Source organism: Arthrobacter sp. P1_B9 (assembly GCF_056406495.1).
The window spans coordinates 19463-39408 of record NZ_JBFUAA010000010.1; the positions used below are offsets into that span (position 1 = coordinate 19463).

General features: G+C 67.0%; 16 protein-coding genes. 12 read left to right on the plus strand and 4 right to left on the minus strand.

Annotated features, from left to right (window positions below):
* Positions 1 to 109: 109 nt before the first annotated feature.
* Together AC1D1A_RS14400 and AC1D1A_RS14405 are read left to right on the plus strand one after the other, a co-directional pair.
* Positions 110 to 1819, plus strand: a complete 1710-nt coding sequence (locus tag AC1D1A_RS14400) for a multicopper oxidase family protein (RefSeq protein WP_476931746.1) — start codon at positions 110 to 112, stop codon at positions 1817 to 1819.
* A 1-nt stretch (position 1820) separates the two neighbouring features.
* Positions 1821 to 2705, plus strand: coding sequence for a hypothetical protein (locus tag AC1D1A_RS14405; protein ID WP_476886592.1), 885 nt, complete (start codon positions 1821 to 1823; stop codon positions 2703 to 2705).
* 43 nt (positions 2706 to 2748) lie between these two features.
* On the opposite strand, the gene AC1D1A_RS14410 is transcribed toward AC1D1A_RS14405, so the two are convergent.
* Positions 2749 to 4488, minus strand: coding sequence for a long-chain-fatty-acid--CoA ligase (locus tag AC1D1A_RS14410; protein ID WP_476858622.1), 1740 nt, complete (start codon positions 4486 to 4488; stop codon positions 2749 to 2751).
* A gap of 339 nt (positions 4489 to 4827) precedes the next feature.
* Here AC1D1A_RS14410 and AC1D1A_RS14415 point away from each other — a divergent pair, with 339 nt between their 5' ends.
* From AC1D1A_RS14415 to AC1D1A_RS14445, 7 genes are all read left to right on the plus strand, one after another.
* Positions 4828 to 6210, plus strand: a complete 1383-nt coding sequence (locus AC1D1A_RS14415) for an MBL fold metallo-hydrolase (RefSeq protein WP_476872578.1) — start codon at positions 4828 to 4830, stop codon at positions 6208 to 6210.
* The gene (locus tag AC1D1A_RS14420) at positions 6207 to 7523 is read left to right on the plus strand and encodes an erythromycin esterase family protein (protein ID WP_476849600.1); all 1317 of its coding nucleotides are present in this window, start codon (positions 6207 to 6209) and stop codon (positions 7521 to 7523) included. Before AC1D1A_RS14415 ends, AC1D1A_RS14420 begins: the two co-directional genes overlap by 4 nt.
* A 33-nt stretch (positions 7524 to 7556) precedes the next feature.
* Complete coding sequence (locus tag AC1D1A_RS14425; protein ID WP_223917390.1) at positions 7557 to 8426, plus strand: universal stress protein; 870 nt, start codon at positions 7557 to 7559, stop codon at positions 8424 to 8426.
* Between the two features lie 103 nt (positions 8427 to 8529).
* Positions 8530 to 9216, plus strand: coding sequence for a hypothetical protein (locus tag AC1D1A_RS14430; protein ID WP_223917392.1), 687 nt, complete (start codon positions 8530 to 8532; stop codon positions 9214 to 9216).
* Between the two features lie 265 nt (positions 9217 to 9481).
* Positions 9482 to 10687, plus strand: coding sequence for an inorganic phosphate transporter (locus AC1D1A_RS14435; RefSeq protein WP_230010221.1), 1206 nt, complete (start codon positions 9482 to 9484; stop codon positions 10685 to 10687).
* Positions 10684 to 10905 carry a hypothetical protein gene (locus AC1D1A_RS14440; protein WP_028276822.1) on the plus strand — a complete coding sequence of 74 codons (222 nt, stop codon included), beginning with the start codon at positions 10684 to 10686 and terminating at the stop codon, positions 10903 to 10905. The genes AC1D1A_RS14435 and AC1D1A_RS14440 overlap by 4 nt, the downstream gene beginning before the upstream one ends.
* A gap of 74 nt (positions 10906 to 10979) precedes the next feature.
* Complete coding sequence (locus tag AC1D1A_RS14445) at positions 10980 to 11528, plus strand: dihydrofolate reductase family protein (protein ID WP_476886588.1); 549 nt, start codon at positions 10980 to 10982, stop codon at positions 11526 to 11528.
* Positions 11529 to 11575: 47 nt separating this feature from the next.
* On the opposite strand, the gene AC1D1A_RS14450 is transcribed toward AC1D1A_RS14445, so the two are convergent.
* Positions 11576 to 12040: a hotdog fold thioesterase gene (locus AC1D1A_RS14450; RefSeq protein WP_476849603.1), complete on the minus strand. Its 465-nt coding sequence runs from the start codon at positions 12038 to 12040 to the stop codon at positions 11576 to 11578.
* Between AC1D1A_RS14450 and polA the strand changes: the two genes are divergently transcribed.
* The 3 genes from polA to rpsA all read left to right on the plus strand — a co-directional run bounded on the left by polA (position 12039) and on the right by rpsA (position 18004).
* A complete protein-coding gene (gene polA, locus AC1D1A_RS14455) occupies positions 12039 to 14918 on the plus strand; it encodes a DNA polymerase I (protein ID WP_476872571.1) in 2880 nt (959 codons plus the stop codon). The two genes, AC1D1A_RS14450 and polA, sit on opposite strands and share 2 nt — an antisense overlap.
* Before the next feature lie 85 nt (positions 14919 to 15003).
* Positions 15004 to 16290 carry a GNAT family N-acetyltransferase gene (locus AC1D1A_RS14460; protein ID WP_476948010.1) on the plus strand — a complete coding sequence of 429 codons (1287 nt, stop codon included), beginning with the start codon at positions 15004 to 15006 and terminating at the stop codon, positions 16288 to 16290.
* Positions 16291 to 16528: 238 nt separating this feature from the next.
* Positions 16529 to 18004, plus strand: coding sequence for a 30S ribosomal protein S1 (rpsA, locus tag AC1D1A_RS14465; protein WP_018773018.1), 1476 nt, complete (start codon positions 16529 to 16531; stop codon positions 18002 to 18004).
* 595 nt (positions 18005 to 18599) lie between these two features.
* Here the strand turns inward: rpsA and AC1D1A_RS14470 are convergent.
* The gene (locus AC1D1A_RS14470) at positions 18600 to 19229 is read right to left on the minus strand and encodes a GNAT family N-acetyltransferase (protein ID WP_476948011.1); all 630 of its coding nucleotides are present in this window, start codon (positions 19227 to 19229) and stop codon (positions 18600 to 18602) included.
* 4 nt (positions 19230 to 19233) lie between these two features.
* Positions 19234 to 19935 (minus strand): IMPACT family protein, encoded by a 702-nt coding sequence (locus AC1D1A_RS14475; RefSeq protein ID WP_476948012.1) that lies wholly within the window; start codon positions 19933 to 19935, stop codon positions 19234 to 19236.
* Positions 19936 to 19946 lie beyond the last annotated feature (11 nt).

Below are 19946 nucleotides of genomic sequence, written 5' to 3' on the forward strand. Positions count from 1 at the left end.
TGAGAACGCCGGCTGGCGGGGCCGCTACGGTCCGCCAGCCGGCTTCCTCACTTGTTGGAAAGCCACTTTCCGACACGGTATACAGCACTATTGCCCACTTGGAGGGGCCATGACTACACGACGAGAAATTTTCAAACTGGGCGCTGTCGGCGCCCTCGGCCTTGCCGGTTTCAAAGGCGGCGACGACGACATCCCGACGACGGGCACCACCGCGCCGGCCGCGACGCCGGTCACCGCCAGCCTTCTTGCACCGCAGAACATGCCTGTTCCCTATGCGGGAGTATTCCGCCGCCCGCCGGAACTGGTCCCCTTTCAGACGGGCTTCGACGGCGGCGACCCGGCCCGTCCTTTCGCCCGGTACGCCCTTACCCAGAAGCTCGGCCAGGCCCACTTCCTGCCCGGACTGAACACCACCGTCGCGGGCTACAACGGCATCTTCCCCGGCCCAACCATCCGGGCCACCCAGGGCACCCGGATCGAGGTGCGGATCCGCAACGCGCTGCCCGCCGCCGGACTGGTTCAGCCGGCCCGCTTTGATACCGTCACCCACCTGCACGGCTCAGCGTCGCTGCCGCAGTACGACGGCTACGCCAACGACATCACCGTCCCGGGAAACGTCAAGAACTACCGGTACCCCAACTTTCAGACGGCTCGGACCCTCTGGTACCACGACCATAAGCACCACATCACCGCCCAGAACGTGTATTCGGGGCTCGCGGCCTTCTATCCACTGTCCGACAAGTTTGAGCGTGCCCAACTGCCGCAGGGCGAATTCGACGTACCACTCATGATCTCGGACGCCATGTTCAACGCCGACGGATCCCTCGCCTACAACGACAACGACGTCAAGGGACTCTGGGGCGACATCATCATGGTCAACGGCGTGCCGTGGCCCACCATGAAGGTCAAGCCCCGGATCTACCGCTTCCGGGTGCTCGACGCCTCGATTTCACGGTCCTACCGGCCCACGTTGTCCACCGGAGACCCCATCTACGTGGTGGGCACCGACGCCGGCATGACGCCCAAAGTGGAGGCCGTGAAATCGTGGCGGCAGGGCACAGCGGAACGCTATGAGGTGCTGATCGATTTCCGGAAATACCGGACCGGCCAGTTGATCGAGCTGCGGAACCTCAGCAACAAGAACAACATCGACTTCGCGAACACCAACAAGATCATGCGCTTCCAGGTAGTGGCCGACTCCGGGTCCGGGGCCGGCTCCATTTCCAGCATCCCGGCCACCCTGGACGACGGCGGCTCCGTCAACGCCTCCAAGGGGGGCATCCCCACCATGAGCCTCACCCCGGCGATGGCCAAGGCGAAGCGCGAGCTGAAATTTTTCCGGGACCACGGACAGTGGACCGTCAACGGCGTCACGTGGGCCGACGTGGAGAAGTCCGGGTTCACCAAGCTGTTCGGCAACCCCCAGCCCTTCGACGTCGAACAATGGACCATCATCAACGCGTCCGGGGGATGGTTCCATCCGGTACACATCCACCTCATTGACGCCAAGATCATCGCGAGAAACACCAACGGCGGCCTGCCGTTTGCCTGGGAAAAGGGCCCCAAGGATGTCTTCTACGCCGGCGAGAACGAGTCCATCACCGCCCTCATGCAGTTCGACACAGGTACCGGCGGGGGCGGGCGTTACATGATCCACTGCCACAACCTGGTCCATGAGGACCACGACATGATGGTGCAGTTCTCCGTGGGCGACCTCCGCACCAACGACCCCATCACTTCCGACCCGCCGACCCTGGACACCACTGCTCTGGACGCGTTCCCGCCGGTGTACCGGCCCGGACTGCCGGCGGGGACCTGAGATGGGCCGCGTTGGGACGCTGGGCGCGGCGGCCCTGCTTGTACTGGCGCTGAGCGCCTGCACAGGCGGACCGCCGGCCCCGGCCCAGCCCTCGCCGACGGCAGCGCCGACCGCCGGAGCCGTGCAGAGCGCCGCGCCCGTGTCCCTGGAGACGGGGACCGACGTCGGCAACGGCCGCCCGGCCGTGAGCCACGACGGGCTGATGGTTCGACGCCGCGCCGTCATTGCCATCCACCCCGCCGCGGGCGGAACGCCAGGCGCGCCGCGCGCACGGCTCGAGCAGACCGCGGCTGCCGGCGGCATCGTCCTTTCCGACATCCCTCCGGACGTGCTCGAACCAGCGATCCTGGAGCACCTCGCGCCGGAACTGATCCTGGCGCTTCCGCCCGGAAGCACCAGCGACGACGCCGAGAGACTGGCGGAGCGCGCCTTCGGCCCGGAGGGCAGCTACCCCGGAGTGGAGCATGTCCACGTCGCCTCAGTCCTGGTCCACGACCTCCAGTTCAGCGTCGCTGCCGCCGATCCGGCAGTCCTGGCCGCTTCCATCGCCAGGGAAGGCATTCTCTCGGACGCGCTCGGGAACTACGGCACGTCGGTGGATGGCGGAGCCCTGACGGTCACGTACACGGGACCACTGCTCAGCGACTCGCTGGTGGAATCCGTGCGGAACGGCATGGCCCGCGGCGCCGGGGTCCAGCCAGCGGACGTGACGCTGGCTCCCCGTTCAACCACGGGGGAGGGAGTGGACATGTCCCGCGAACCGGAACCGGCGGAGCCTGAACCGTCCGCGGGGGACAGCGGGACGCACTCGCATGAGGAAGGCGGCGATGATTCGGGCAGCGGCACAACCGCGACGACCCCGGGCCCCGACGATTCAGGACACTGAGGAGTCCGGACACTGAGCGCACCAGTGGCCGGCCGGAGGTAAGCTACCGGCCGGCCACGAGTGTGTCCCGGATCTCGCGGCGCAGGACCTTGCCGATCAGCGAACGCGGCAGCTCATCCACCACGGCAACGCGGCGCGGCACCTTGTAGGCGGCCAGGTTCTCCCGGCCAAACGCCAGCAGCGCCTCCGGGTCCAGGCCGGAGCCCGCGGACGGGACGACGGCGGCAACCACGTCTTCGCCGCCGCCCGGGCGGGGCAGTCCCACCACGCACACGTCCCGGACACCGGGGTACCCGGAGAGGACATCTTCAACTTCCGTGGGGGAGACGTTGAAGCCTCCCGTGATGATCAGTTCCTTGATCCGGTCCCGGACGGTCACGAAATCATCCTTATCTACCGAGACGATGTCACCGGTCCGGAACCAGCCGCCCTCCAGCAGCGCCTCCTCGGTCTCCTTCGGCCGGTTCCAGTAGCCGGCAAAGACCTGCGGGCCGCGGACCAGGAGCTCGCCCTCCTCTCCCGGGGCGCGGTCCAGGAGGACGTTCCGCGGGTCCACCACACGAATGTCCGTCAGGGGAAACGGGACCCCCACGGTTCCCGGTTTCCGGCTGGGACCGAAGGGGTTGCCCAAGGCGATGGGCGAGGTTTCCGTCAGCCCGTAGCCCTCGATCAGGTAGCCCCCGGTCGCCTTCTCCCACGTGTCCACCGTCGCCGTCGGCAGGTTCATCGCCCCCGAGATGGAAAAGCGGATGCTGTCCAGCGCGATACCGCGCTCGGCGGCTGCGGCGGCGATGCGGTCGTAGATCGGCGGCACCGCCGGCAGGAATGTGGCAGGCGACTTCCTGTGTGCCTTCAGCACGAGGTCGACGTCGAACTTAGGGAAGAGCACCAGCCTCGCGCCGATGCTCAGGGCAAACGTCATGCACAGCGTCAGGCCGTAGGCGTGGAACATCGGCAGCACCGCGTACACGGTTTCCCGGCCGTCCTTGAGCCCCGGCACCCAGGCGCGGCCCTGCGCGGCATTGGCCTGCAGGTTGGCATGGGTCAGCATGGCGCCTTTGGGCCGGCCCGTGGTGCCGCTCGTGTATTGGATGACAGCCAGGTCAGTGGCGGCCGGGCGCGGATGCTTTTTCTTCAGGTCGCCTGCGCCAAGGAGGTCTTTCCACGCCAGCACGGTCCGGCGCGCCGGCTGCGCCACGGTCCGGCGCGTGTGCTTGCCGGCGGTCAAGGCGGCGCGGGCGGCGCGGGCCGCCGGCACGGGGAGCCGCAGCGCGACCCGTTGCAGCAGCGGCATCGCCGGAATCAGCTCAACGGAGACGATGCTCTGCAGCCCGACGTCGGCCGGCAGTTGGCGGACCTTGTCCACGGCCTTGTCCCAGACAACGGCGACGGTGGCGCCATGGTCCTCGAACTGGTGGCGCAGCTCACGGTCCGTATATAAGGGGTTGTGTTCGACGACCACGGCGCCCAGGCGCAGTGCCGCGTGGAAAGCGATGATGTGTTGCGGGCAGTTCGGCAGGACCAGCGCCACCCGGTCACCGGCCCGGACGCCGAGCTTCCTCAGGCCCGCGGCCGCCCTGTTGATGGCGGTGCCGAGGTCCCGGTAGCTGGTACGCGCTCCGAAGAATTCCAGTGCGGTCTTCTTCCCGTAGCGCCGGACCGACGAGTCCATCAGGTCAACGAGGGACCCTTCCGGGAGCTTGAGGCTGGCGGGAACCCCGGGGCTGTAGTGGCGGGTCCAGGGGCGGTCGGGACGCCTGGGCCCTGCGGATTTGGTGCTCATGGTGTGTCCTTGCGACTGGGCTGCGCTGTGCTGGGCGGTGCCGGGCTGCCGGCCTCGGGCCCGGCCGGGCCCATCAAGAAATCCTACCGGGGGCGGCCCGCCTGGACGCGTGCCGCGGAGGCCCCGGCGGCGGCCGACGCCGGCCCGGAGGTGACTTTTGGCCCTTGGCACCCGGCAGGCCCGGGCGGAAGCTGGGGCGTACACCGCGAGCCGCGGGTCCGCGCACTTCTCTGGGGTCGTTCAGGACACAGGTTCGCGCTGGTCACAGGTTTGCGCAGGTCACAGGTTCGCGCGCAATTAACGCACAATTTACGCAAGAAGAAGGTCCACGGGGGCGCCATGAAGCAGCAGCAGCCGAGCCTGAACTTCCTTGGTGCCACCGACACCGTGACCGGTTCACGCTACCTGATCGACGCCGGCGGCGGGCGCGTGCTGGTGGACTGCGGACTCTTCCAGGGCTATAAGCGCAGCCGCGAGCGCAACCGGGCGCCCTTTCCGGTGCCGCCGCGGTCCATCGACGCCGTGGTGCTGACCCACGCGCACCTGGACCACACCGGATATGTCCCTGCTCTGGTCAGGGGCGGGTTCGGCGGCCCCGTGTACGCCACGGCCGGCACCACAGACCTATGCAAACTCATCCTGCCGGACAGCGGCCACCTGCAGGAGGAGGAGGCCCGGTATGCCTCGCAGCGGGGGTCATCCGCGCATGATCCCGCCCTGCCCCTCTACACGGCTGCGGACGCCGTCGCGTCCCTCAACAGATTCAAAATCGTCGGGTTTGATGTTCCCCTTGACCTTGGCGGTGGCATGGAGTTGACGTTCGTGCCGGCCGGACACATCCTGGGGGCCGCCCAGGTGCACGTCCGGGTGGGCTCCCAGTCGGTGCACTTCACCGGGGACCTGGGCCGGGCCGATGACCCGTTCATGTATCCGCCCCGCCCGCTCGGCGAAACCGGCATCCTGGTGACCGAATCAACCTACGGCAACCGGAAACACTCCACTGAGGATCCGGAGAAGCTGCTGGGAGAGATCATCAACCGGGTCGCGAAACGCGGAGGGGTCATCATGTTTGCCGCGTTCGCCGTCGGCCGGGCCGAAACGCTGATGCTGTACCTGTCCCGGCTCCTGCGCAAGGGCGCGATTCCTCGCATCCCGGTCTACCTAAACAGCCCCATGGCCATCGACGCCTCCGAAATGTACCAGCGCCACCCCGAAGAACACCGGCTCAAGCGGGAGGAATACGTGGACATGTACAAACTGGCCAAACTCACCCGCACCGTGGACGAATCCAAGTTGCTGAACCTGCGCGGCGGCCCCATGATCATCATCTCGGCCAGCGGCATGCTGACGGGCGGACGGATCCTGCACCACGTCGCGGCGTACGGCCCCGACCCGAAAAACGCCATCATCCTCAGCGGCTACCAGGCCAGCGGCACGCGGGGGGCCACCCTTGCTGCCGGTGAACGCGAGTTGCGCATCTACGGGGAAGACGTCAAGGTGCGGGCCGAGGTTATCCAGATGGAAAGCCTGTCCGCGCACGCCGACGGCGACGCCATCATCGCGTGGATGAGGGCGGCAGAAGTAGCGCCCCGGATGACCTACATCACGCACGGTGACCCGGACGCGTCCGACGCCCTGCGTATCAGGATCAAACGCGAACTCGGCTGGCGGGCCAGGGTGCCCGAATACCTGGAGACGATCGACATCGAGGATCCGAGATGAACCCCGAGGCCGTCACCCGGACCACCGTGTTGAAGGAGGTCCACGATCTCGCCCGGCCGCTGAAAACCGATCGGGACCTCAACGGCCTCGTGCGGCGCGCGGCCGACTGCCGTTTTGTCGCCATCGGCGAGGCCTCCCACGGCACCCACGAGTTCTACACCTGGCGCGACACCCTCAGCAGGCGGCTCATCGCGGAGGAAGGCTACAACTGGATTGGGGTGGAAGGGGACTGGCCCGACTGCCGGCGGATCAACCGATGGGTCCGCGGCCAGGAGGGGAAGGACCAGGGCGTCCACGCGCTGCTGGCCGGCTTCGAACGCTGGCCAACCTGGATGTGGGCCAACGAGGAAGTCGCGGCGTTCCTGGACTGGCTGCGCAGCTGGAACCTGGCCAGGCCGCTGGACAAACGTGTCGGCTTCTACGGGCTGGATGTCTACTCGCTCTGGGATTCGCTGCGCGAAATCATCGGCTGGCTACAGGCGAACGTTCCCGACGCCGTCCCCGCGGCGGAGCGCGCCTGGCAGTGCTTCCTGCCCCACCACGAGGACCCGCACCAGTATGCCTGGAGCACGCGGCTGGTGCCGCAGTCCTGCGAGCCCGACGTCGTGGCCCTCCTGACCGAGGTCAGGAACCGGGCCTTCAGCCCCGGCCGGCAGGAGGAGGACGCCTTCGACGCCGTCCAGAACGCTGAAGTCGCGGCCAACGCCGAGCACTACTACCGCATCATGGTCCGCGGCGACAGGCAGTCCTGGAACGTCCGCGACCACCATATGGCCGACACCATCGACCGGGTCAGCAGGCACCTCGGGCCGGCGTCGAAGGGACTGATCTGGGAACACAACACACACATCGGCGATGCCCGGGCCACCGACATGGCGCAGGACGGCCTGGTCAACGTCGGGCAGCTGCTGCGCGAACGCCACGCGGGCGAAGGCGTGCTGCTGGTCGGCTTCGCATCCCACCGCGGCTCCGTGCTCGCCTCCGACGGGTGGGGCCGCCCCGAACGCATCCTGACGGTGCCGGAAGCGCGCCCGGGCAGCCACGAAGACTTCCTGCATCAGGCCCTGGGGGTGCCCTCAGTGCTGGTGTTCGGCGACGACAGGACCGGGCCGTGGCTTTCGACATGGCTCGGACACCGGGCGATCGGCGTCGTCTACCACCCGGAACGGGACGCCGGAAACTACGTTCCGACCCGGATGGGGGAGCGCTACGACGCCCTCATCTGGCTGGAACACACCGCAGCGCTGCGTCCGGTGCACCATGAACGCCCGCCCCGCGAACCGGAGTTCGAGACCGAGCCCACCGGATTCTAGGCCGGTGTGCATTCCAGGAAAGCAGGAATCAGCATGAGCAAAGCAATCATCGTCGGCATCAACGGGTCCGCGGGCAGCAGCGCCGCCCTGGCCTGGGCCCTTGACCGGGCCGCCCGGGACAAGCTCCCGGTCACGGTCGTCCACGCGGTGGACGACCGCTGGATGTCACCGGATTTTCAGTACCACGAGATCATCCGGGAATCGGGGATGGACCTGCTTCGGGACGCTGAGACGGCCGCCCGTGAACAGGCCCCGGACGTCACTGTCGACATCCAGCTCCGTCATGGCAGCGGCGGCTCGGTGCTCCGGGAAGTCTCCAAGGAGGCAGCCATGATCGTGGTTGGCGGCCATGACAAACATTGGATGGGCGGCGGTCCCATGACGGACCGGGCCCTGCAGGTTGTCTCGGCCTCGGAATGCCCGGTAGCCGTCGTGCCGGCGAAACCGGCCACCGGGGCAAAGGGCGTCGTGGTCGGCGTGGACGGCTCCGAGGAGTCGCTGCAGGCCGTCGCCTTCGCGGCCGCCGAAGCTGACCGGGGTGGAGACGAGCTCACCGTGGTCCTCGCGTTCAAGAGCCCTGCCCGGTGGGTCGAGAAGCAGCTGCCGACCAGTGGTCTCGCCGAGAGCATCGTCGAAGAGGACCGGATTGTTCTCGCCGAGTCGGTCGCCGGGCTCGGCGACAAATACCCCGACCTGGTGGTCCATCAGCGCCTTGAGACGAACACCGAACCGGCGAAGGCCCTCGTGGATATCGCCGCCGACGCCAGGGAGTTGGTGATTGGAAGTCGCGGACGTGGCGGGTTCTCCCGGACCGTGCTCGGCTCCACCGCGCACGCTGTACTCCTGAACGTGCCGTGCCCCACCATCGTGACGAAGGTGCATAAGGTCAAGCACGGCGACTGACCGCCCGGCAAGCAACCCGTGCCGGCAAGGTCCCGGAACGGGCCGGAGAGCCCCCTTTTGGCGGGGGCTTTCCGGCGCCGCCAACGGATGGGAGGATGATGCCGTGGACCCCTTCTTCAATTTCATCACCCACTTTTGGTGGCTCGTCTTTCCCCTGAGCGGACTGGCCGGGGGGTGGGCGCGGTCCTGGTCCAAAGCCGCCGAACGCCGGCACCGCCGCCGCGTGGAGCTTTATACGCTCAAGAACCAGGCGGCGCAGGCAGAGCAGGCCAGCCAGGCCGACGTGCTGGCCCTCATGAAGGCGCACGACACCGTCAACCAACGCTGGCTGGATTACGAACTCGACGTGGGAAAGCTGATCGACTACCCGGTCATGACGGATGTCCGGGAGCCCCTCACCGTGGCCTTCCTCCGGGCCAAACGCGAGGCCGACGGGCTGCGCCCCGCCGCCCCGGCGGAAGTCAGGACCGCCGCGCGGCTTGCGGAGTACCGTGCGGCCGTGACCAGCTTTGAGCTCGCATTCGACGTCGCCGAACGGGAAGCCAAACGGATCAGGGACAGCAAGTTCACCGGTCCCGAACGCCAGCGGCTCGAGACAGCCCGGAAACTTCTGCGGATAGCGTCGGACGCGGCCGCAACTCCCGCCGAGCGGCAGACGGCCTACCGCCGCGCCCGCCGGGAACTCGACGGGCTCATCGTGCTGCCCGAGGCGACGCTAGCGGCACTGGAGGACAGGATCGCTTCGATGCTCGGCGCGGGCCCGGCGCCGGACGTCCGCCGGGCCGTCTGAGCTGGGCCGCAGCCGGCGGAGCCGGGCGGTGCCCGCTGTGACCGGCACCGCACCGCCACCGTGAAGGCCCGTGCCGCACAGGAGGACTGAATTTAGGGACTTCTGGCATGTTTTGCCCAGCCGTCTTTCCCACGTACCATCGATAAGGTTTCAAATCGCGTTAGCGCCACCGAATTCATCTGATCAGGCATCGAATGGACGTCGTGGCCATGCAGCAACGGGGATGTGGAACTGCCGACCGTGAACACTTCAGATTGGGCAACAGGTGGAAATCACCGTAATGGTGGCGCTAGTGATATCGCTGGCGCTGTTCTTCGACTTCACCAACGGATTTCATGACACCGCGAACGCCATGGCTACCCCCATCGCGACCGGCGCCATCAAACCGAAAACAGCAGTTGCCCTCGCGGCGGTGCTGAACCTCGTGGGAGCGTTCCTCTCCACGGAAGTCGCCAAGACCGTCTCGGGCGGCATCATCAAGGAAGGCTCGGACGGGGTCCAGATCACCCCGGACATCATCTTCGCCGGGCTGATGGGCGCCATCCTCTGGAACATGATCACCTGGCTCAAGGGCCTGCCGTCCAGTTCCTCCCACGCCCTCTTCGGCGGCCTGATCGGGGCCGCGATTGCCGGTATCGGCATCCACGCGATCAACTTCGAGTCAATTCTCCAAAAGATCATTCTTCCCGCGGTGTTCGCCCCGATCATCGCGGGCGGCGTAGCCTACTTGTGCACGCGGCTGGCGTACGGCCTGACCGCCCGCCATGACCCCGAAACCGGGGACAAGCTCACGCAGAAGCGCGGCGGATTCCGGACCGGTCAAGTCTTCACGTCGAGCCTCGTGGCGTTGGCCCACGGCACCAACGACGCCCAGAAGACGATGGGCATCATCACCCTGGTCCTGATCTCCGCCGGCCTGCAGCCTGCCGGCTCCGGTCCGGAGTGGTGGGTTATCACCGCCTGTGCCTTCGCCATCGCGATCGGCACGTATTCCGGCGGGTGGCGGATCATCCGCACCATGGGCTCGGGGCTCACCGAAGTGAAGCCCGCCCAGGGCTTTGCCGCCGAGACCAGCACCGCCACAGCCATTCTGGCGTCCTCGCACCTGGGCTTCGCCCTGTCCACCACGCAGGTGGCCTCCGGCTCGGTCGTGGGCTCCGGCATGGGACGCCGCGGCACTACGGTGCGGTGGGGAACCGCCGGCCGGATTGCCATCGGCTGGCTGTTCACGCTGCCGGCCGCCGGAATCATGGGCGCGCTGACGGCTCTGCTCGTGCAGACCGGGGTCGTAGGCGTGATCATCGCGGCAACAGCCGGCACCGCCGCAGTGGCCTACATGTTTGTGCGCTCACGGAAGTCGCCTGTGGGCAGCAACAACGCCGTCGAGATCGAGGAAGTCGGCCAGGCCGTGCAGTTCCGCAAGAAAAAGTCCGCCACCAAGTCGATCAAGAACGGCGGTGCCCAGCGATGAAATGGCTGGAACTGTTCAGCGTGGCGAGTGCCACGCTTGTGTCCGCTGTAACCGTGGTAGTTCTCTACTCCCTCGGCGTCCGGCTCACGGCCATCGCGGGGGACACCCGGACCTCCCCGGCGGCCTGGACCCGACCGCTCGCTTACACGTGCTTCGCTTTGTGCGGCGCCGCCATTCTCTTCGGGCTCTACCTGATCATTCCTTACTTCCACAAATAAGACGTCCCCGCGGCCGTGCAGCCGTTGCGTTCGGGGGATGGGACACCGGCCACCGCAGTGGCTAGGCTGGGGCCATGGTGAGCTTCCAATACTTCGTGGCGTCCTCACTCGACGGGTTCATCGCCACTGCCGACGACAATCTCGCCTGGCTGCTGCAGTTCGACGGCTTTGAGGGCGGACAGGACAGCTATGACGCGTTCATGGCCGACGTCGGCTGCATCGTCATGGGCGGCGAGACGTACGCGTGGCTTCGGGAGCACGAACCGGACACCTGGCCGTATCCGGGCACACCCTCCTGGGTCTTCACCCGTCACGAGCACGCCGCCCCGAAGGGCGCGGATGTGACGTTCGTGCGCGGGGCGGTAGGCGAGTTCGTGGACGACCTCAAAGAAGCGGCCGGCGGCCGAAACGTCTGGGTTGTGGGTGGAGGCGTGCTCGCAGCGCAGTTCGCTGACGCCGGGCTGCTGGACGAACTGATTGTCTCGGTCATTCCCGTGGTCCTGGGCGGCGGCAAACAGTTGCTGCCTATGGCGGGCCCGACGCCGCCGCTCGAGTTGACATCTTCCCGCACCTTGGGCCGGGGCATCGTGGAGCTGCGCTACCGCTTCCCGGCCCGGCCCTAGCCGGATCCGGCGCCGCCGGGCCGGTCGCCCTCCGCGTTATCGCGGACCTAGCGCGCGATATCGCGGATCAGGTTCGTGATCCGGGCGGTGGAGAGCCGCCGGCCGAGCTCGTCGGTCATCACGATTTCGTGGGTGGCGAGCGTCCGGCCGAGGTGAATGGCCGTGCAGGTGCCGGTGACGGTGCCCTCGGAGATCGCCCGGTGGTGCGTCGCCCCGACCTCGATCCCGAGCGCCTGCCGGTCCGGTCCGGCATGCATGCCGGCCGCGAACGAACCCAGGGTTTCGGCCAGGACCACGTGGGCCCCGCCGTGCAGGATGCCTGCCACCTGGGTGTTCCCCGCCACCGGCATGGTGGCCACAGTGCGCTCCGGGCTCATCTCGAGGAAGCGGATCCCCATCTTCACCACAAGGGCTCCGACGCCGTACTGGCCCAGCCAATCGTGCATGTCCTCGGGTACACCGGCCGCAGCGAGCTCGGCCGCGTACGGGCCGGGCGTGAAATTGTCCATCATGGGAACTAGGCTGGCACCTGTGAGTGAAACTACCAAACCGGCCCTTGCCCTCGAGAATGCAGCCTCCCTTTCCGCGGACACTGCCGCAGACCAACTCCTGGCAGCTGAGCCGGATTCAGGGGTTGCGGCCAAGCGTGCCGGAAAATCCAGCCGGGCCGCGGCGTCGGTTTCCGCCACTGAGGCCCCCGTGATTCCCATCACGGACCAGCCGCGGCTACTCGTCCTCGATGGGCACTCCATGGCGTTCCGGGCGTTCTTCGCCCTGCCCGCGGACAAGTTCTCCACCGCCACGGGCCAGCACACGAACGCCGTCCACGGCTTCACGTCCATGCTGATCAACCTGATCAAGGAGCAAAAGCCCACCCACGTGGCGGTCGCCTTCGACGTCTCCGATGACACGACGCACCGCAAGGCCGAGTACAGCGAGTACAAGGGCGGACGCAACGAGACCCCGCGCGAAATGAGCGGCCAGATCGACCTCATCGACAAGGTCATGGGCGCCTGGGGCATCAAGACCATCAAAATGCCCGGTTGGGAAGCTGACGACATCCTGGCCACCCTCGCCGCAATGGGGGAAAAGGCCGGTTACGAAGTGCTGCTGGTCTCAGGCGACCGCGACGCCTTCCAGCTCATCACCGACAACGTTTTCGTCCTGTACCCCAAGAAGGGTGTCAGCGATATTCCCCGCATGGACGCGGACGCCATCCAGGAGAAGTACTTCGTCAGCCCGGCCCAGTACTCGGACCTCGCCGCCCTGGTGGGGGAATCCGCGGACAACCTCCCCGGTGTTCCCGGCGTCGGCCCCAAGACGGCAGCGAAATGGATCAACCTTTACGGCGGACTGGAGGGGGTCCTGGAGAACCTCGACGCGATCGGCGGGAAGGTGGGGGACTCCCTGCGCGAATACGTTGACGACGTCAAGCGCAACCGGCGCCTCAACAGGCTGCACACCGACCTGGATCTGCCAGTGACGCTGGACGAGCTCGCGGACCCGCGGCCGGACCAGGCAGCCCTCGAGGAGCTGTTCGACGCCCTGGAATTCAAGACCATCCGGACCCGGCTCTTCGCCCTCTACGGCAGTGAAGTCACCGAAGCCGAGCGGGAAAGCCTCGACATCCCGGACTTCGTGATCCCGGCGGACGCAGCCGAACTTGGCGCGTTCCTCGAGGCCGGTGCCGGCAAGCGCTCCGCTGTGGCGGTCGACGTTGTGCCCGGCCGGATCGGCGAGGACGCCGCAGCGGTGGCGATCGTCCGCGACGACGCTGCCGTCTATATCGACCTGGCCAGCCAGGACGCCGCCGCCGAAAACGTTCTGGCCGCATGGCTCCGCGACGCCCACGCACCGAAGGTCATGCACGGGTTCAAGGCTGCCCTGAAGGCCCTGACCGCGCGCGGCCTGGAACTGGAAGGCGTGGTGGATGACACCTCGATCTCCGGCTACCTCATCCAGCCGGACCGCCGCAGCTACGAGCTTGCGGAGCTGGCACAGCATCACCTCAACATCGCGGTTTCCACGGAGGCCGCCAAGGAAGGCCAGCTTGAGCTGGCGTTCGACGGCGACGACGCCGCCGCTGCGGGCGCGCTGGTCCACGTCGCCGCCGTCGTGCAGGCCCTGAGCCGCTTCTTCGAATCAGAACTGACGGAACGCAAAGCGCAGGACCTGCTCACCACGCTGGAACTGCCCGTCAGCCGCGTCCTCGCCGATATGGAACTCGCGGGAATCGCCATCGACATGCCCCGCATGGACGAGCAGCTGTCGGATCTCGCCAAGGTGATCGACAACGCCCAGGAGCTGGCGTTCGCCGCGATCGGCCACGAGGTCAACCTCGGTTCGCCGAAGCAGCTCCAGACCGTGCTGTTCGACGAACTGCAGTTGCCGAAGACCAAGAAAATCAAGTCCGGCTACACCACCGACGCCGCGTCACTCAAAAACCTGCTGGAAAAGACCGGGCACGAATTCCTGGTCCAGCTCATGGCGCACCGGGAGTCGTCGAAGCTGCGCCAGATGCTGGAGTCGCTGAAGAAGTCCGTCACGGAAGACGGCCGGATCCACACCACGTACGCGCAGAACGTCGCAGCCACGGGCCGGATCTCCTCCAACAACCCCAACCTGCAGAACATCCCCATCCGCAGCGAGGAAGGCCGGCGCGTCCGCGGCATCTTTGTGGTCAGCGAGGGCTACGAGTGCCTGCTCTCCGCGGACTACTCGCAGATCGAAATGCGCATCATGGCGCACCTCTCGGGCGACGCCGGCCTGATCCAGGCCTACAAGGACGGCGAAGACCTCCACCGGTTCGTGGGCTCTAACATTTTCCATGTGCCCACCGACCAGGTGACCAGCGCCATGCGGTCCAAGGTCAAGGCGATGTCCTATGGCCTCGCGTACGGGCTGACCTCGTTCGGTCTGTCCAAGCAGCTGGAGATCTCCGTCGACGAGGCGCGGACCCTCATGAAGGACTACTTCGACCGGTTCGGCGCCGTCCGCGACTACCTTCGCGGCGTGGTGGACCAGGCCCGGATCGACGGCTACACCGCCACCATCGAGGGGCGCCGGCGCTACCTCCCGGACCTGACCAGCACCGACCGCCAGCTGCGTGAGAATGCGGAGCGCATCGCGCTGAACTCGCCCATCCAGGGATCGGCGGCTGACATCATCAAGCGCGCCATGCTGGGTGTGCACGCGGAACTGGCGGCACGGGGCCTGAAATCGCGCATGCTCCTGCAGGTCCATGATGAACTTGTCCTCGAAGTCGCCGCGGGTGAGCGCGAGGCCGTGGAGAAGCTGGTGACCGAGCAAATGGGCTCGGCCGCGGACCTCAGCGTTCCGCTGGACGTCCAGATCGGCATTGGCTCCAGCTGGTACGAGGCGGGGCACTAAAGCTGGACCGGAACCGGCAAGGTTTCGGTCGGGCAGTATTCGTTCCGGCTATGCCGGGACCCGGGATTCTCAGGGGGAGAAGTACGTGGCAGATAAGTACGAGCTCAGGCGGTTCCGCGCGGTCGCGAAGGACGAGGCGGATTACGCGCAAGGCACGGCGTGGCTGCGCGGGGTCGGGATCGGCTTCTACGACGAGCCGCGCAAAGACGACTTCGCGGACAAGATCATGGCCATGTATCTCGTGGACAACCGTGAAATGACCGGCGTTTACCAGGCCGACGGCGTTGCGGCCCACTCGCTGGCTGCCGACGTCCCGGTGGCGACCTTCGCCACCCTGCGCAAGGACCTGAACATCGGCTACGGCCGTCAGCTCGAAGCCCAGCTGGTCACGGCCGTCACGGTGCGCGGGACCCACCGCCGGCAGGGACTGCTGCGGCGGATGATGACCGAGGACCTTGCCGCGGCGAAGGCGGACGGCGTCGCGCTGGCGGCACTGACCGCCTCGGAGGCCTCGATCTACGGGCGGTTCGGTTACGGTGTGGCCACCTTCGAGCGCAGCATCAAGGTCGACACCGGGCCGCGCTTCCGGCTGCGCCATGCGCCCGCCGGCACCGTGGAGATTGCGGACCGCAAGGTCCTGCTGGAACTGGCCCCCGAGGTTTTTGGTCGGGTCCACGCGTCCATGCCCGGATCGATCTCGCGGCAGGAAGCGTACCGGCTGCGGTCTTCGGGCATACTCGGCCGGGACGGCAGCGAGGACGAGGCAATCCGCTGCGCCCTGCACTACGACGCCGCCGGAACCGTGGACGGCTACGTGTCCTATAAATTCGCCGGGTGGGACGCCAAGCCGTACACCATGGAGATCGTGGACCTCGTGGCCGCGAATGACGCCGCGTACCTGGAACTCTGGCAGTTCCTGGGCAGCATCGACCTCGTGGACCGGATCAGCTGGCAGGATGCACCGGTGGACGATCCCCTGACCTGGGCGCTTGAGGACCCGCGATGCGTCGAGGCATCGGACCACCGCGACATGCTGTGGCTGCGCGTCCTGGACCCGGCCCGGGTGCTGGGGGCCCGGCGCTACTCGGCCGACGGGACGGTCGTTCTCGCGGTCAGGGACAGTCTCGGCTTCGCGGCCGGCACCTTCGCGCTCACGGTCAGCGGGGGAGAGGCCACGGTGCGGCCGGCTCCGGAGGCTGAGCCGGACCTGTCCCTTGATGTTGCGGACCTCGGCTCCATCTATCTGGGCGCCGTTTGTCCCGTGACGCTGAAAGCTGCCGGCCGGATCACCGAGCACACCGCCGGGGGGGCGCTGACGGCGCGCCTCATGTTCGCCGTCGAACGTTCACCGCACTGCCTCACGCACTTCTAGGCCTCCGGTCCGATTTCGGCGCCTAAGGCGACACGGACGGCCCCGTGCGCTTTGACCGGCGTTCGCGTAAACGACTAGACTAAACAGGCGCGTACTACGTGCGCGCATCTACAATCCACAAAATCAGGATGACCCGGCGGAACGCTTGCTGTGACGCCGTGCTCTTGGCCTGCATTCCATAATGCCGGCGAAGCGGTTTGCCTGACCGACTCACTATCCACAACGGAGCCCCTACTACATGACCATCACCTCCACCGAGAAGCCCGGTACCCCCGTAGTCGCCATTAACGACATCGGTACCGCTGAGGACTTCCTCGCAGCTGTCGACGCCACCATCAAGTACTTCAACGACGGAGACCTCGTCGAAGGTACCGTCGTCAAGGTCGACCGCGACGAAGTCCTGCTCGACATCGGTTACAAGACCGAAGGTGTCATTCCCTCCCGCGAGCTTTCCATCAAGCACGACGTTGACCCCGGAGACGTCGTCTCCGTTGGCGATCAGGTCGAAGCCCTGGTGCTCACCAAGGAAGACAAAGAAGGCCGCCTGATCCTCTCCAAGAAGCGTGCTCAGTACGAGCGTGCCTGGGGCGACATCGAGAAGGTCAAGGAAGAAGACGGTGTTGTCACCGGTACCGTCATCGAGGTTGTCAAGGGTGGTCTTATCCTCGACATCGGTCTGCGCGGCTTCCTGCCCGCATCCCTCGTCGAGATGCGCCGTGTGCGCGACCTCGCTCCGTACATCGGTCAGCAGATCGAAGCCAAGATCATCGAGCTGGACAAGAACCGCAACAACGTTGTGCTGTCCCGCCGTGCATGGCTCGAGCAGACCCAGTCCGAGGTCCGCTCCACGTTCCTCAACAAGCTGGAAAAGGGCCAGGTCCGTCCCGGCGTCGTTTCCTCCATCGTCAACTTCGGTGCCTTCGTGGACCTGGGCGGCGTAGACGGCCTGGTTCACGTTTCCGAGCTGTCCTGGAAGCACATCGACCACCCGTCCGAGGTTGTCGAAGTTGGCCAGGAAGTCACCGTCGAGGTTCTCGAGGTCGACCTGGACCGCGAGCGCGTCTCCCTGTCGCTCAAGGCTACGCAGGAAGATCCGTGGCAGACCTTCGCCCGCACCCACGCCCTCGGCCAGGTTGTTCCGGGTAAGGTCACCAAGCTCGTTCCGTTCGGCGCGTTCGTTCGCGTTGAAGACGGCATCGAAGGCCTGGTCCACATCTCCGAGCTCGCCGTGCGCCACGTTGAGCTGGCCGAGCAGGTTGTCTCCGTTGGTGACGAGCTGTTCGTCAAGGTCATCGACATCGACCTCGAGCGCCGCCGCATCTCGCTCTCCCTCAAGCAGGCCAACGAGGGCGTCGACGCCGACAGCACCGAATTCGATCCGGCTCTCTACGGCATGGCCGCAGAGTACGACGAAGAGGGCAACTACAAGTACCCGGAGGGCTTCGACCCGGAGTCCAACGAGTGGCTTGAAGGCTACGAGAACCAGCGCGCAGCCTGGGAGCAGCAGTACGCTGACGCCCAGACCCGCTGGGAAGCACACAAGAAGCAGGTTGCCCAGCACGCTGCCGACGACGCTGCAGCTGCAACGTCCGGTGAGAGCGATTCCGGCACCACCAGCTACTCCTCCGAGCCGGCTGCAGCCGAGACCGGTGCAGGCACGCTTGCTTCGGACGAGGCTCTTGCCGCTCTGCGCGAGAAGCTGACCGGCAACTAATTGCCCGTGATCCTCAAGGAGTCAGCTCCCTGAGGCCAGGCAGTTTGTAGCTTGAAGGTGGCCGTCCCCTCGGGGGCGGCCACCTTTTTGTGTGCCCCGGGGGACATGCCCATTTTTGAAGCCCTCCCTCCGGGGACATGCCCATTTTTCGAGCCGGCCCTTGGACATTTGTGGATTGTGTCCGGTCCTGGCCCCGTGCGCGGGACATGTCCAGTGCGGGAAGGTCCGCGCCATGCCGTGGTGCCGGACATGCCCTGCGGTTGCCCGGACCACCGGACATGCCCATTTTTGAGGCCCTCCCTCCGGGGACATGCCCATTTTTCGAGCCGGGCCGTGGACATTTGTGGATTGTGCCCAGTCCTGGCCCCGGGCGCGGGACATGTCCAGCGCCGGGCGCCCGCATCGTGCCTTGGTGCCGGACATGCGCATTCCTGGCACTAGGCACCGGGCTGCCGTTGCACGCGTTTCCTGCTCGTCAGGACAAGCAAGGGGCCGCGCCATGGAATGTAGGCTCCTTGACGGCAGCCAGGCGCTGACGACGGGGGCATGTCCAATGACGGAAGGGAGCCCGGGCCCGGCCCAGGGTGCCATGCCTTCAGCGCAGCGGGATCTTCGCTATGACCGGCACCGTGTGCGTCTGCGAGGCGGCACCGGTCACCAGTTCGGCGCCCGCGTACTTCAGCAACGCGAGGGCTCCCACATTGCCGGCCGTCGTCTCGGCTACCAGGACGGCTGCCCCGGTCGACGCGGCGCGAGCCCTTACGAGGCGCAGCGCCTCGCGGCCCACACCCTGGCCGCGGAAGCTCCGGGCGAGCCAGATTCCGGTCTCCAGCGCCCAGCCGCCACCCCCTGCAACGGCCCCGGCGGCACCAACAGCCCCGGCGTCACCACCTGGCCCAGCCCCGGCGGCACCAACAGCCCAGCCGCCACCACCGGCCCAGCCCTCATCCGCTGCTGCCGGCTCCGTGTCCATCCGCCTGAGCCGCACGGACCCTGCCATCTGCCCGTCGCAGCTGATGGCCCACGTCTTCTGCCCCGCGGGACCGTCCAGGCCGGCTGCGGCGGCGCGGTGGAATTCGCGGAACCAGCTGATCCGGTCGGTGTTCCAGCCGGCGGTCGTGCCCAGCGGCGGGGTGACCTCGTCGGCGTCGGCGTCCCGGAGCGCAAGTTCCAGGAGCTGTTCGAGAACGTCCTCGCTGACGTCAAGCAGCGCGACCGCGGGCACGGGCTCAGCTGATGGGCACATCGATCCACTCCGTTTCTCCGGGCAGCAGCGACGCGCTGCCGGCCGACATGGCGGCCACGCGGTCCGCGGCCCGGGCCAGTTCTTCCGGATCATCCGGCAGCGCGAGCCTCAGGACAGTAGTCTGCGCCTCGTAACGGGTTTCGGCCATGACATACCCCGCGGCGCGCAGATCGTTCTCGAGCCGGCCGGCGACGGCGTGCTGGACGGGTACCGAGCAAATGCGCAGCCGGCGGCGCCGCACGAGGGGAGCCAGCTCCAGCGCTCCGGACACCGATTCGGAATAGGCCCGCACCAGGCCGCCGGCACCCAGGAGAATGCCGCCGAAATAGCGCACGACGACGACGGCGACGTCGCTGAGATCGGCGACGCCGGGTGCGGTCTCCCGCTTCAGCAGCGCCTCGAGCATGGGGATGCCCGCGGTGCCGGACGGCTCGCCGTCGTCGTTGGAACGCTGGATGTCCCGGTCGGGGCCGAGCACGAAGGCGAAGCAGTGATGCCGGGCGTCATGGAATTCCCGGCGCAACCCGCCGAGGACGGCCCGGGCGGCGTCCTCGTCCGCCGTGCGGGCCAGCACGGTGATGAAACGGGACCGCTTGACCTCGATTTCGTGCCGAAACCCGGGCCCCGCTGCGAGGGTGGTGTAGACGGCCGTCCTGCTCTCGGGGGATTCCGCCGCATCTGCCACCGGTTCAGTTT

What these genes read in the sequence shown, in the direction of transcription:
- AC1D1A_RS14400 (WP_476931746.1), top strand. Translation starts at nt 110, where the DNA reads ATGACTACACGACGAGAAATTTTCAAACTGGGCGCTGTCGGCGCCCTC.
- AC1D1A_RS14405 (WP_476886592.1), top strand. Translation starts at nt 1,821, where the DNA reads ATGGGCCGCGTTGGGACGCTGGGCGCGGCGGCCCTGCTTGTACTGGCG.
- AC1D1A_RS14410 (WP_476858622.1), bottom strand. Translation starts at nt 4,488, where the DNA reads ATGAGCACCAAATCCGCAGGGCCCAGGCGTCCCGACCGCCCCTGGACC.
- AC1D1A_RS14415 (WP_476872578.1), top strand. Translation starts at nt 4,828, where the DNA reads ATGAAGCAGCAGCAGCCGAGCCTGAACTTCCTTGGTGCCACCGACACC.
- AC1D1A_RS14420 (WP_476849600.1), top strand. Translation starts at nt 6,207, where the DNA reads ATGAACCCCGAGGCCGTCACCCGGACCACCGTGTTGAAGGAGGTCCAC.
- AC1D1A_RS14425 (WP_223917390.1), top strand. Translation starts at nt 7,557, where the DNA reads ATGAGCAAAGCAATCATCGTCGGCATCAACGGGTCCGCGGGCAGCAGC.
- AC1D1A_RS14440 (WP_028276822.1), top strand. Translation starts at nt 10,684, where the DNA reads ATGAAATGGCTGGAACTGTTCAGCGTGGCGAGTGCCACGCTTGTGTCC.
- AC1D1A_RS14445 (WP_476886588.1), top strand. Translation starts at nt 10,980, where the DNA reads ATGGTGAGCTTCCAATACTTCGTGGCGTCCTCACTCGACGGGTTCATC.
- polA (WP_476872571.1), top strand. Translation starts at nt 12,039, where the DNA reads ATGGGAACTAGGCTGGCACCTGTGAGTGAAACTACCAAACCGGCCCTT.
- AC1D1A_RS14450 (WP_476849603.1), bottom strand. Translation starts at nt 12,040, where the DNA reads ATGATGGACAATTTCACGCCCGGCCCGTACGCGGCCGAGCTCGCTGCG.
- rpsA (WP_018773018.1), top strand. Translation starts at nt 16,529, where the DNA reads ATGACCATCACCTCCACCGAGAAGCCCGGTACCCCCGTAGTCGCCATT.